Below are 13,625 nucleotides of genomic sequence, written 5' to 3'. Positions count from 1 at the left end.
TGACTGTTGAGTTGTAAATTAAAGAGTAATATTCACGTGATAACAAATGAAGGATATGTACGACGTTAAGAAAATACGTGAGGACTTCCCCATTCTTCAGCGGGAGGTATACAAGAAACCGCTGGTTTATCTTGATAATGCGGCTACTACACAAAAGCCCTTGTGCGTGCTGGATGCGATGCGCGAGGAATACCTGAATGTGAATGCTAACGTGCATCGTGGTGTGCATTATCTGTCGCAACAGGCTACGGACTTGCATGAGGCGGCGCGTGAGACAGTACGTGCCTTCATCAATGCTCGAAAGATTGAGGAGGTGGTATTTACCCGTGGTACCACGGAGGCTATCAATCTGGTGGCACAGACATTCTGTGAGTCACAGATGAAGGCTGGCGACGAGGTGCTGGTCACGGATATGGAGCATCACTCTAATATCGTGCCCTGGCAGTTGCAGGCCAAGAAGATGGGTATCGTAGTGAAGCATTTGCCAATTGATGATAAAGGGTGCCTGGTAAGTTGCCATGACGTGGCAACATACATAACTGAACGTACCAAACTCATCAGTATCGCCCATGTGAGCAATGTGCTGGGTACTATCAACCCTGTAAAGGATATTATCAAACTGGCTCATGAGCGCGGTATCCCCGTGTTGGTGGATGGTGCTCAGAGTGCACCTCATATGAAGATTGATGTGCAGGACCTGGATTGCGACTTCCTGGCGTTCAGTGGTCATAAGATGTATGGTCCCACAGGTATCGGCGTGCTCTATGGCAAGGAGGAATGGCTGGAGAAACTGCCTCCGTATCAGGGTGGAGGTGAGATGATTGACAAGGTGTCGTGGGAAAAAACGACTTTCGAGCGTCTGCCTTTCAAGTTTGAAGCCGGTACGCCTGACTATGTAGCCACACACGGTTTGGCTACGGCTATCAAGTATATGGAGTCGCTGGGTATGGAGAATATCGAGGCACATGAGCAGGAACTGACCCGCTACTGTATGGAACAGATGCGCACGATACCCAATATGCGCTTGTTTGGCGAGGCTCCTCACAAGGATGCCGTAGTGTCATTCCTTGTTGGCGATATCCATCATCTGGATATGGGTACGTTGCTCGATCGTCTTGGAATCGCCGTGCGTACCGGTCATCATTGCGCTCATCCGTTGATGGATCGTCTGGGGGTAACAGGTACTGTGCGTGCCTCTTTCGCTCTCTATAACACAAAAGAGGAGATTGACGCTCTTGTAGCGGGAATCCGCAGAGTCAGTGCCATGTTCTAAAAGCTTAGGTGTATGTTGCTGGATCATTATTACGAAGGAAAGGTTGAGGCTGGATGTGATGAGGCCGGACGAGGCTGTCTGGCTGGTAGCGTCTATGCTGCTGCTGTTATCCTGCCTGTGGGCTATCAGAATGAACTGTTGAACGATTCGAAACAGCTCACGGAGAAACGTCGTTATGAGTTGCGTGAGATTATCCAGCGTGATGCTGTGGCATGGGCTGTCGGCATCGTGACACCAGAGGAGATAGACAAGATAAACATCCTGAATGCTTCTATTCTGGCCATGCATCGCGCCTTGGACCAGTTGCAGGTGCGTCCTGAGGCTGTCATCGTTGATGGTAACCGGTTTAAGAAATACAAGGATTTACCTCATACGACGATTGTCAAGGGTGACGGTAAATACCTTTCGATAGCTGCCGCCTCGATATTGGCCAAGACTTATCGTGATGATTATATGAACCAGTTGGCTGAGGAGTATCCGCAGTATGACTGGCGTTCCAATAAGGGCTATCCCACCAAGAAACACAGAGAGGCCATCCGCCAGTATGGCACGACACCTTATCATCGTATGTCGTACAACTTACTGGGGGATGGCCAACTCTCGCTTGATTTTAAGGATTAAGTTGTTGCTTTATTTCTTTTCTTGTAGTTTTCCGAAGTAACCCAGACAGACGTCGCGCCACTCCTTGGCATCCTTCAACTGGCGCTGCAGACGGTCGTTGACTTCGCGCCAGCGCTGCTCGTCAATCTCAGGACGGGCTTCTTGCCAGATGTGAATAAAGTCTTCCACCTCGCTTACTCCCTGGTTATAGCGCCACTGCATCTCTTCCCAAAGGGTGCGTCCGCTGTTCATGCGACGTGTCCAAGGCACGCGGTGGAACCAAAGCAGATAACGCTCAGGACAGGTGTTGATATCGTCGTAGAGTGAGCAATAGGGCTCTGGGTATTGTCCAGTAGCATTACTACCTGTGTGGGTACGGTCAACACCGATGCTGTCGCCATTGGCACGGTGGTAGTAAACGGGGCACCACTCAATAGGATAGCGTGCAATATATCCGTCAGGCTGAGGCCCCATGTGGTGGTCGAACTTGAATATATGGTGTAGTCCCAAGGGCATCATATAGTCTACGCAGGCTTCGCGAGAACGGAGCATGACGGACGTGATAGCGGAAGCAAATTCTCTACTTTTCACTATTCCCTTTTCATTTCCAAATGTCTGCTTCAGCCATTCCTCTGCTATCTGTCGTGATGACAAGGCGGGGTTCCATGCCAGACGACCGAAGGCATACCAGTTAGCCTGCGAGAAATGATGTCCGCACCAGTTCTTGTCCAGTCCGATATTGGCTACACCAGCGATACCTACGAGCTTTTCGGGCTTTACGAAGGTAAAGAACTCTTTCCACATGGGGGCGAGATAGACTAAGTGCCAGCTCTGGCCCAGATACTCCTGTGTGATCTGCAACTCAGCCATCTGAGGCGTTTTCTGCATCTTATCGAAGATGGGTGCATAGGGCTCGCGTGGCTGGAAGTCAAGCGGACCATTCTTCGATTGCAGGATCACGTTCTCACGGAACTTACCATCAAGTTCTGCAAATTCTGATACAGCCTGGTTCACACGGTCTTCACCATGATGCTTGGCACCATAGACAAAGGAGCGCCAGATCACGATACCTTTATAAGGCGCCAGTGCATCGGCCAGCATATTTGCACCATCAGCATGGGTACGTCCGTAGTCGAAAGGACCAGGCTGTCCCTCACTGTTGGCTTTCACCAGGAATCCGCCAAAGTCGGGGATAGCGGTATATATTTCCTTGGCTTTCTTCTGCCACCAGCGCTTTACCTGTGGGTCTAACGGGTCGGCTGTCTTTGTCTCTCCCAGTGCCTTTGGTGTTCCAAAGTTCACAGAGAGATAGACCTTGATGCCCCAGGGGCGCAGGATGCCGGCAATCTCCTTCACCTTATTTATATACGTGCGTGTGAGCATCTTGGGTGATGCGTTCACATTGTTCAGCACCGTACCATTGATACCGATAGAGGCATTGGCTTCAGCGTAGGCTGCTATCTTCTCATGGTCAATGACAAGGTCGTTGTTCCACAGGATACTCTTGCCAGCATAGCCTCGTTCAATAGAGCCATCCAGGTTATCCCAGTGGTTCAGGATACGCAACTTATAGAAAGGGTGTGACTCTCCCTGTTCGCCACGCAGCAAGGCATAGCGTCCGTATAGCAGCCCCATCTTTGTGCGGGCGGTGATGGCATGGCCATTGATACGATAACCATCATCATCGGGCATGGTGGGGTCAATCTTCTCTACCACATCGTTGGGCAATTCGCTACGTAGCCACAGACGGTGACCATCCTCAGCGCTTGCCGACAATGAGAACAAGGCGAAGAGGAACAATATAAACTTCTTCACGATATATATCTTAAGTATTTTCTGATTTCTTTTCTGGCAATGCCAAGGCGATACTCCACGGATTTGTAGTTCTCGCCTGTCTGTTGAGAGATATCGCTTACCTGCATACCGTCATAGATATGCATGCGGTATAACTCCCGGCATTTCTCAGGAACACGCAGCAGACCACGTTCCAGGAATGCCGTCATCTCGTGAATGGAGAGTGGACGTGCGGCTTCATCTTCGGCTGTAACGGTCTGCTGTCTGTAATCAATGGGCTGCATACCATATTTGATGGCCCATTGCTTCCTGCGATAATAATCCGTAATGAGGTTGCGGGCTATTGTAAAGGCAAGTGCATGAAGCGTACTCTCCATGATAGGACTGTTGTTTTGCAATAGTCGCAGGAAGACATCCTGAACGATATCTTCAGCCTCCTCTTTGCCACCAAGCCTGCTGCTCACGAATGCGAGCAGTTCGGCCTGATGGTGGTGATAGTAATATTCTATGATGTTGAGGTTATTCATTGACAACGGTCTTGATGGTGCCGTCCTCATTGTAGAACAGACGCTGCACCTTCAGTGAACGCAGATGTGTAATGTCGTTAGAGGGTACGCAGTCGTGATACAACAGATACCACTGGCCCTTGAACTCTACGATGCAATGGTGGGTTGTCCAACCAACCACGGGCTCCAGGATAACACCCTGATAGGTGAAAGGTCCGTAGGGGTTGTCGCCAATGGCATAGCACAGATAGTGGCTGTCACCGGTAGAGTAAGAGAAGTAGTACTTGCCATTGTACTTATGCATCCAACTGGCTTCGAAGAAACGGTGAGGATCACCGGCCTTCAGTGGCTGTCCGTCCTTATCTACAACCAGAACCTGACGGGGAGCCTCTGCAAACTGCAGAAGATCATCGCTCATGCGTGCCATCAGGCTGGGCAATGCGGGCATATCGGGAGCGGTAAACAGTTGGGTCTTACGGTCAGGGGCAGGACCCAGGTCAACGCCTTCCTTCAGCACCTTTTGAGGAGCTACATTCCACTGGAGCTGTCCGCCCCAAAGACCACCATAGTAGCAGTAAACCTGTCCGTCGTCATCCTTGAACACGCAGGGGTCTATGCTGTATGCACCACGGATGGGATGCTCCTGAGCAATGAACGGGCCTTCTGGACGGTCAGCAATGGCTACACCGAGATGGAACACGCCGTTATAGTCCTTAGCGGAGAAGATGAGGTAGTACTTGCCGTCTTTCTCTACGACATCGCTGTCCCACATCTGTTTCTCTGCCCACTTAACATCCTTTACATCGAGTATCACACCGTGATCGGTAGCTTCATCATTCTCAATGTCATTGAATGACAGGACGTGATAGTCTTTCATCTGGAAGTGACCACCATCATCATCGAAAGCGGCACCAGCCTCCCAGTCGTGTGAGGGATAGATATACAATTTACCGTTGAATACGTGGGCCGCAGGATCGGCCATGTAGTCACTAGGGAATAGATAACGAGGTAATTTAGCCATAGTATTGTTATTTATAAAGTTTGATGATTTCGTTAATCACTGGTTTCTCCTTGTACTGGCGGTCGAAGAGCAAGGGATAGTTTGTGCGTCCCTTGATAGGCCAGCCATTGAGCCATGAACCACCATCGCTGACACCCCACAGGTTGATGCGGGAAATCTGGTCGCGGTGCTTATAGTATATCTTGAAGAGATCAAGCCAGCGCTGGTCCACTTCCTTCTGCTTTGCAGCAGGCAGTCCCTCTGTATAGGGATTGAAACGCTTCTGCAACTCAAAGTTCTGTGCGATGTCGGCACCACCGAAACCCTCTGGGTTGGGCAGTACGTTCATATCGAGTTCCGTAATCATCACCTTCACGCCGCAGGCAGCAAAGGCGTCGATACTCTTCTCGTATTCAGCCAGGTTGGGATAATCCAGACCATTGTGGCTCTGCATGCCCACGCCGTCGATGCGCAGACCCTTGGCTTTCAGTTTCTTCACCAACTTACATACGGCTTCGCGCTTGGCGGGTTGTCCCATCGAATAGTCGTTGTAATAAAGTTCTGCATCGGGATCGGCCTCATGGGCGGCGCGGAAGGCGATTTCAATGAATTCCTCACCCAGCAAACGATAATAGTGTGAATTGCGGAAAGAACCATTATCCTCGATAGCCTCATTCACCACGTCCCAACCCAGCACCTGTCCTTTGTAGTGACCTACCACCGTCTTGATGTGCTTGATAAGGCGTGCCTTCAGCACCTCTTTGGAGGCGGGACTGGCTGCATAACCATTGGTGAACCACCAGTCGGGGGCTTGTGAGTGCCACACCAGACAGTGGCCGATGACCTTCAGCTTGTGCTGTTCGCAATAGCTCACGAACTTATCTGCCACACGGAAGTCGAAGATACCTTCGGCAGGAGCCAGTGACTCAGGTTTCATACAGTTTTCTGCTACGGCACAGTTGAAGTGCTTATCCGTCAGAGCGTCAGCCTCAGGAACCTGTCCGTCGCTCTGCCACTGGTTGATGGCAGCACCAATCAGACAATACTTTCCGATGGCGTCTTTCAAACCCTGCTGAGCCATTGATGCCATTGGCATCATGGCCAGACAGAGCGTCAAAATCTTAAAATTCTTATTCATTATTTATTGTTACGTGCTTCAATTTCCTTATTGATCTCGTCAAGTCTCTCATCTGTGAGAGGATACTTGTAGATAAGGCATCCTACTACGACAAGGAGAATGGCGGGAATGATACAGGTAAATACCAGGATGGCATTCTGTGCGATGGCAGAATAGTTGGCCAATTTGGTATAGTATGCATTTACCGGCGCGCTGATGAAAGATGCCAGGAATACTACGACGAAGATGCTTAATACCAGCTGCAGGCACTTGTTGGCCTTAAATTCCTGCCACATCTCGCCGAAGGTCACGGGCTTCTCTGGTGTTGTGGTGATATTCTCCTTGCTACCCATGAAGCAAAGCATCAGAAGAACAAAGCCTACAAGGGCGAATACGCAGGTGACAATAAACCAGGCGCTGGGAGCAACAGGCAGAGCTGATTCTTCGCTGGCAAAGTTGAAGCCAATCCAGCCCATTACCAGAGGCGTGATCCAACCGGCGATAGAGAAACCGGCCTTGAAAGCAACGCCAGCCAGAGCGTTCACCGTGGCAGCCGGTCTGTTGCCTGTACGATATTCTGCTTCGGTGATAACTTCAGGCACCAAAGCCCACATCAGTGAACCAACCAGCAGTCCTACGCCAGTCATCACCTTGGCAACCTGTACCAGTGTGTTGAGCTCTGCAACATCAAAGAACTTACCGATGGTGAACAGGATGGAAAATCCTACAAGACCGATGGCAAGCAGTGTGTAGTAAAGACCTTTCTTACCCAGCCATCTCTTCAGCGTGGGCAGCAAGGGCAGGATGACAAAGGCAGGAATAGTGCCGATAGCCATGAAGGTGGCCTGGTTCCAGTCGATAGCCTCGTGCACGCACATTGCCAGTCCGATGGGGAAACCTGCCTGTACTACAATCTGACCGATATTGGCACATACCATTCGTGTAGAAGTCAGAATGAGCACCTCGTCGTTGTCGCGCGTCATACTGGCCATGATAGAGCCGTAAGGGATGTTGACAACTGAATAGATCATGCTCAGTACGGTGTAGCTCACAGTGGCATACACAATCTTCATGGTCATTGACCATTCTGCAGCCTGGGGAAGCATCAGCAGACAGGCAGCAGCCGTAAGGGGGATACCGCCATAGAGCAGGTAAGAACGATACTTGCCAAGCTTAGGATTGTTGTTGTCGATATAACGACCGACTACAGGACTCCAGAAACAGTCAATGAGTCTGACGGTGAGAATCAGGCCGCTGACAAAAGCAGGGTTCAGTTTCAGAACTGTAGTCAGGTAAATCATCAGGTAGCATGCTACCGTCTGGAAAATCAGATTCTGCGCCAGGTCACCAGAGCCGAAGCCGATGCGCTGGAGCCATGAAAGCTTGTAAAAGCCTTTTGCTTCTTGGTTCATTGTCGAAATAGTTTTTAGTTTTTATAAATTCGGTGCAAAGGTAACCTTTTTTCTTCATTTTATCATTATGGAATGTTTCATAAGTCTATTCTAATTGTATCATTGCGCGAAAAAGTCTTTTGTTTTTGGGGTATTTTAAATAGAAAAAGTGTATTTTTGCACTGTTATGAGAAAAGCAAGCTTTTTACTAATTGCACTTCTGGTAAGTGCTGTCGTGGGTATTGCCAAGGTGCGATTGCCACAGATATTTCAGTCGGGTATGGTACTTCAGCGTGGTACGACGGTACCTGTATGGGGACAGGCCGATGCTGGTGAGACCGTGGTGGTGAAACTGAATAAGAAGACCGCAACGGCTGTGGCCGATGACAATGGAAAATGGCGCGTAAACCTGCCTGCGATGAAGGCCGGCGGCCCTTATGTTATGAGTATAGAAAGTAAGACTAATCAGACCTCTCATCTCTCACCTCTCAGTTCTCACATAGAATTATCCGATGTGTGGTTGGGCGATGTCTGGCTGTGTACTGGTCAGTCGAATATGGAGACCACGCTTGAACGTGTGTCACCCCAGTATCCTGACGAGTTGAATGACAGCAATGCCATGGTGCGCCTGTTTCATGTGCAGTACCAGACGGATACACATGGACCGAGTGCAGACCTGCGTCCTACATCATGGAAAAAGCTGAATCGTGAGAATGCCTGGCGCTTCTCGTCTATCGGCTATTTCCTTGGCAAACAACTGCAACGTGAGAAGGGTGTGGCTCAGGGTGTCATTGAGAGTGCCTGGGGTGGTACGCCTATCGAGGCATGGATTGCCGCCGATACCCTTGAAAAGCATTTTCCCCTGTATTACAAGCAGATGCAGCTTTATCAGAACGATGAGTATGTTGCTGCCCAACAGAAGGCTGGCGCGCAGGCAGAACAGCAATGGCAGATAATCCTGAATGCCAATGATCCCGGACTTCGGAAATATACGGAATTATCGTATGATGACTCGGACTGGACGGAGGTCAATCAATACCGTCTCTCTACTAAACGTGAATGGATTGGTTCCTTGTGGCTGCGCCAGCATGTTCAGATTGATGCTAAGCATGCAGGCAAGAAGGCACAGTTGCTTCTGGGAACACTCTATGATTGCGACTATACCTATATTAATGGAAAACTGGTTGGTAACACGGGCTATCAGTATCCGCCACGTCGCTATCAGGTACCTGAGGGACTGCTCCGTGAGGGCGATAATGTGATTACGGTGCGTTTCGTCAACAAGAGTGGCATGCCTTATTTCGTCAAGGAGAAGCCTTATAAGTTCGTCTTTGGCAAGGACGACGAGCAGCCTCTCGGTGAACAATGGCTGCTCCGCGAAGGTGCAGAGATGCCGCGCAGCATCGGTATGGGCGTCAGTCTGCAGAATCAGCCTTCAACCCTTTTCAATGGCATGATACATCCTATGGCTCCCTTTGCTGTTGCTGGTGTGGTATGGTATCAGGGTGAGTCTAACACTGGTATGCGTCAGGCTGAGGAGTATGCACCGATGTTGCGACTGCTGATGGCCAATTGGCGCCAGGCCTTCGAGCGTCCGCAGATGCCATTCGTTATCGTACAGTTGGCTAACTATATGGCATTTGTAGAGCATCCTCAGAACACGGGATGGTCGCGTGTGCGCGAGGCACAACGTGTCGTGGCGACAGAAGATCCTTACGCAGAACTAGCGTTGACCATCGATTTAGGTGAGACGGTGGATATCCATCCCCTGCGTAAAAAAGAGGTGGCACAACGTATTGCGCTCGACTTCGAACGACTTGTCTATGGCAAGAAGGTGCAATTGGCGCCAAAGGTGTTGAAGGCAGAGTCGCAGGACGGAAAAGTGGTGCTGACGCTCGACCAGAACATGCAACCTGGTGCGGTGAAGTATTTCGAATTGGCCGATGAAAAGGGCGTATTTTGCAATGTAGAGGCAACGTTATCTGGTTCCCAGATTGTTATCACCTCTCCGTTCGCTGCTCCTAAGGCCGTGCGTTATGCCTGGAAGGATAATCCTTTGGGTGTCAATGCCTATGGCATCAATGGCTTGCCATTGTCGCCCTTTGAAATACGTTTGAAATAAACACAATAAATAGGCTGTCTGAGCGTTATCTATTTGTTACTTAAGGATGAATCAAAAAAGCAATAACTTAAAATAATTTGAAATGAAAAAGATTTTCTTATTTGCAGCAGTTGCTGCGCTGATGATGACAAGTTGTGGTACTAACGGTTCTCTGAGCCAGGTGGGTTCTGCCGTGCTGACGGATGTGCTGACCGGTGGACAGACGGGCGCAACGACGACAACTAACACTGGAAATGCCGTAAATACGGTGCTTCAGAGCGTATTGGGTATGACAGGCACCAAGGTGTCAAAGCAGAGTCTGATTGGTACTTGGAAATATAGTCAGCCTGGTTGCGCGTTTACCAGCGAGAAACTGCTGGCTCAGGCTGGTGGCGAAATCGTGGCTTCAAATGTGAAGACAAAGTTGCAGCCTACTTATCAGAAGGTGGGCATCAATGCATCTAATACGCAGGTGACTTTCAATCAGGATGGAACTTTCTCTGCAAAGATTGCCGGAAAAGCCTGGAGCGGTACCTATAAGTATGATGAGAATACCTGCAAGATTACCATGTCTGGCCTGTTGCTGAATGTCAACTGCTACGCTAAGCTCAATACCAACGGTATCGGTTTGCTCTTCGAAGGTAAGAAGTTGCTAACACTGATACAGACCATGTCGGCTCTCAGTGGTAATAATACGACAATCAAGACGATTGGTGATGTGGCTTCTAGCTACAATGGTCTGCGTGTGGGCTTTGATATGACCAAGTAATATGAGACGAAAAGGCCTTTTGTTTATATCCTTCATGATGGCAGCTCTAGTAAGTAGGGCTGCCATTGTGGATAGAATGGGTCATATTGTTACCATTCATCCTGACGGCGGACAGGCGAAGGTGATTCGCCTTGAGGTTGTCAATGACCGTATTATTCGTGTGCGAGCTACTTCCAAGGATGACTTACCTCAGAAGATGCAGAGTCTTATGATAGTACCCCAGCAGGTACCTGCTAAGAACAGCTATACCATCACGGAAACTCCAGAAAGCATCGAGGTTATTGCCAAACAGGTACGTGCCGTGGTCAGCAAGGCTACAGGTGAGGTGTGCTTCTATGATGGGCTGGGAAAGACACTCCTGCTGAAAGAGAGTGGCAACGGAAAACAGTTCTGGGACTTCACTGTGCCCGAGCGTGAACTGGGTCTTAAAGGCGGTGTACAGCCCACGGAGGCTCAGCTGCATGGTCTTACGTGGCAGATGAAGTTCGATTCTCCTGACGATGAGGCTTTCTATGGCTTGGGGCAACACCAGTCAGAGGAATTTAATATGAAAGGCCGTAATGAGGATCTCTTCCAGTATAACACGAAGGTTTCCGTACCTTTCGTGGTCTCTAATAAGAACTACGGTTTATTGTGGGATGCCTACAGCTATTGCCGTTTTGGTAATCCCCATGATTACCTGCAACTGCACCATGCTTTCAAACTCTATGACAAGCAGGGTAGGGAAGGCCATCTCACTGGCACCTATACCGACCGCCTTGGCAAGTCGTTGGTACGCGGCGAGGACTCTATCTATTATGAATATGGTACGCCGGCAAAGTCTGAGATAGCTCTGAAAACCGATAATGGTGGTATCAGGAATCTGCCTCAGGGCTTTAATCTGGCTGGTGCTCATGTGGTGTACGAGGGTTTCATTGAACCCTACGCCACATCACAGTATCAGTTCATCCTTTATTATGCCGGCTATATCAAGGTGTATATAGGTGGAAAAGAGGTGGTGTCTGAACGTTGGCGAACAGCATGGAATCCCAATGCCTATAAATTTAATGTGGAAATGGCCAAAGGTGTGCGACAGCAGTTGCGCATTGAGTGGCAGCCCGACGGCAGCGAGTCGTATTGCGGCTTGCGCGTAGCCGAACCACGTAGTCAAAAGGAACGTGAGTCGCTGTCTATCTGGTGTGAGATGGCTCAGGACATGGATTATTATTTCGTGACAGGCCAGAATCTTGACGAGGTCATCTCCGGTTACCGCACCCTGACGGGTAAGGCCTCTCTTTATCCTAAGTGGGCACTGGGTTTCTGGCAGAGTCGGGAGCGTTACAAGACGCAAGAAGAACTGGTCTCTACGCTGGCTGAGTTCCGCAAGCGCCAGATACCGATTGATAATATAGTGCAGGACTGGAACTACTGGCCTGAGGACCAGTGGGGCAGTCACGAGTTCGAGTCTTCGCGCTATCCTGATCCGCAACAGATGCTTGACAGCGTGCATCAGATGCATGGTCGCTTTATGATTTCCGTATGGCCAAAGTTCTATGTGAATACAGCCAACTACAAGGAACTAAACGAAAAAGGGTGGATGTATAACCAGTCGCCCACGGATGGTATCCGCGACTGGGTAGGGCCTGGTTATAAGAACGGCTTCTATGATGCCTACGACCCAGAGGCCCGTAAGGTCTTCTGGCGCCAGATGGATGAGAAACTTTATACTGGGCTTGGCAAAAAGGTCGATGCCTGGTGGATGGACGCTAGTGAGCCCAACGTGCGCGACTGCACCCCTATGTGGTATCGTAAGGCGCTCTGTGGTCCTACGGCCCTTGGCACGTCTACTGAGTACTTCAATGCTTATTCATTGGTCAATGCTGATGCCATCTATCATGGTCAGCGAGGCGTGTGGAAGGGTAAGAAGGACGAGCCCCGTGTGTTTTTGTTGACCCGTAGCGGCTTTGCTGGCGAACAGCGTTATTCTACGGCCACATGGAGTGGTGATATTGGCACCCGCTGGGAGGACATGCGTGCACAGATGACGGCTGGACTGAATTACTCCATGTCGGGCATTCCCTTCTGGGGCATGGATCAGGGTGGCTTCTGTGTGGAGAACCGTTATGTGCAGGCCCAACAGCTCTATGACCGTACGGGGCAGGAGAATGAAGACCTGAAGGAGTGGCGTGAGTTGCAATGCCGCTGGAACCAGTTCGGCGCCTTCATCCCACTCTTCCGCAGTCATGGTCAGTGGCCTCTGCGCGAGATATGGAACATCGCACCCGATAATCATCCGGCCTACCAATCGTTTGTCTTCTATGATAACCTGCGCTACCAGCTGATGCCTTATCTCTACTCGCTGGCAGGTTGGGCACATTTCCGCGATTACACCCTGATGCGTGCGCTCATCATGGACTTTAACGGTGACCATGAGGTGAAGGATATTGCCGACCAGTGGATGCTCGGTCCTGCGCTGATGGCCTGCCCGGTAGGCTATTATAAAGCCCGTAATCGCAGCGTCTATTTCCCCCAGCAGTGTGGTTGGTATAATCTCTATACCAATGAGTATATAGAGGGCGGACAGCGTCTGATTGTGGATGCGCCCTACGAGCAGATTCCGGTCTTTGTGCGTGCAGGTGCTATCATTCCCTTCGGTCCTAAGATGCAATGGAGCGATGAGAAGGCAGCACAGCTTATCAACCTCTATGTCTATGCAGGTCAGGATGGACATTTCCAGCTTTATGAGGACGAGGGCACAAACTATAACTATGAGAAGGGACTGTTCTCAACGATAGATATTCATTATGATGATGCGACTCATAGCGTGACCATCGGAGCCCGCAAGGGACAGTTCTCGGGTATGCTGAAAACCCGCCGTTTCAATATTGTCCTGATAACGCCCGATGCGCCTCAGAACCTGAACTTAGAAAACCCCAGTGGACGATTGGTGGAGTATAAGGGAAAAGAGGTGACTGTTGAACTGTAAGTAATGAAGATGCATCACTTTTAACCTAAGAAAAGTCAGAAAATTGCATAAAAAGGTCTGAATGCGGAATTTTATTGTTAATTTTGCAGCCGTTTATAATATAATAAGG

The 13,625-nt window shown here is 49.8% G+C and carries 10 protein-coding genes; 5 read left to right on the top strand and 5 right to left on the bottom strand.

Translation table 11 applies throughout. From position 1 onward, the window contains the following. The first annotated feature begins 55 nt into the window (after nucleotides 1-55). Complete coding sequence (locus tag L6466_RS12815) at nucleotides 56-1,273, top strand: aminotransferase class V-fold PLP-dependent enzyme (protein WP_091816828.1); 1,218 nt, start codon at nucleotides 56-58, stop codon at nucleotides 1,271-1,273. A 12-nt stretch (nucleotides 1,274-1,285) separates the two neighbouring features. Then, on the top strand, nucleotides 1,286-1,894 hold the full coding sequence (rnhB, locus tag L6466_RS12810; RefSeq protein ID WP_091816480.1) for a ribonuclease HII: 609 nt from the start codon (nucleotides 1,286-1,288) through the stop codon (nucleotides 1,892-1,894). Between the two features lie 9 nt (nucleotides 1,895-1,903). Here rnhB and L6466_RS12805 read toward each other — a convergent pair whose 3' ends face one another. From L6466_RS12805 to L6466_RS12785, 5 genes are read right to left on the bottom strand one after another with little or no spacing between them, the layout of a single operon-like run. Continuing rightward, nucleotides 1,904-3,688, bottom strand: coding sequence for an alpha-glucuronidase (locus tag L6466_RS12805; RefSeq protein ID WP_237802656.1), 1,785 nt, complete (start codon nucleotides 3,686-3,688; stop codon nucleotides 1,904-1,906). Then, nucleotides 3,685-4,194 carry an RNA polymerase sigma factor gene (locus L6466_RS12800; protein WP_237802657.1) on the bottom strand — a complete coding sequence of 170 codons (510 nt, stop codon included), beginning with the start codon at nucleotides 4,192-4,194 and terminating at the stop codon, nucleotides 3,685-3,687. Before L6466_RS12800 ends, L6466_RS12805 begins: the two co-directional genes overlap by 4 nt. Beyond that, on the bottom strand, nucleotides 4,187-5,194 hold the full coding sequence (locus L6466_RS12795) for a glycoside hydrolase family 43 protein (protein WP_237802658.1): 1,008 nt from the start codon (nucleotides 5,192-5,194) through the stop codon (nucleotides 4,187-4,189). Before L6466_RS12795 ends, L6466_RS12800 begins: the two co-directional genes overlap by 8 nt. 7 nt (nucleotides 5,195-5,201) lie before the next feature. Beyond that, a complete protein-coding gene (locus L6466_RS12790) occupies nucleotides 5,202-6,311 on the bottom strand; it encodes an endo-1,4-beta-xylanase (RefSeq protein ID WP_091816470.1) in 1,110 nt (369 codons plus the stop codon). Continuing rightward, complete coding sequence (locus L6466_RS12785; RefSeq protein ID WP_237802659.1) at nucleotides 6,311-7,702, bottom strand: MFS transporter; 1,392 nt, start codon at nucleotides 7,700-7,702, stop codon at nucleotides 6,311-6,313. The genes L6466_RS12790 and L6466_RS12785 overlap by 1 nt, the downstream gene beginning before the upstream one ends. Before the next feature lie 166 nt (nucleotides 7,703-7,868). On the opposite strand from L6466_RS12785, the gene L6466_RS12780 reads away from it, so the two are divergent. The 3 genes from L6466_RS12780 (at nucleotide 7,869) to L6466_RS12770 (ending at nucleotide 13,516) form a co-directional block, all read left to right on the top strand. Next, a complete protein-coding gene (locus L6466_RS12780) occupies nucleotides 7,869-9,803 on the top strand; it encodes a sialate O-acetylesterase (protein ID WP_237802660.1) in 1,935 nt (644 codons plus the stop codon). Nucleotides 9,804-9,885: 82 nt separating this feature from the next. After that, nucleotides 9,886-10,551 (top strand): DUF4923 family protein, encoded by a 666-nt coding sequence (locus L6466_RS12775; RefSeq protein WP_237802661.1) that lies wholly within the window; start codon nucleotides 9,886-9,888, stop codon nucleotides 10,549-10,551. Between the two features lies 1 nt (nucleotide 10,552). Then, nucleotides 10,553-13,516, top strand: a complete 2,964-nt coding sequence (locus L6466_RS12770; RefSeq protein ID WP_284438425.1) for a TIM-barrel domain-containing protein — start codon at nucleotides 10,553-10,555, stop codon at nucleotides 13,514-13,516. Nucleotides 13,517-13,625 lie beyond the last annotated feature (109 nt).

The organism is Prevotella communis, from assembly GCF_022024175.1.
GTDB lineage: Bacteria > Bacteroidota > Bacteroidia > Bacteroidales > Bacteroidaceae > Prevotella > Prevotella communis.
The sequence above is the reverse complement of the archived record's forward strand: the minus strand, read 5'-3'. Positions and strand labels throughout refer to the sequence as shown.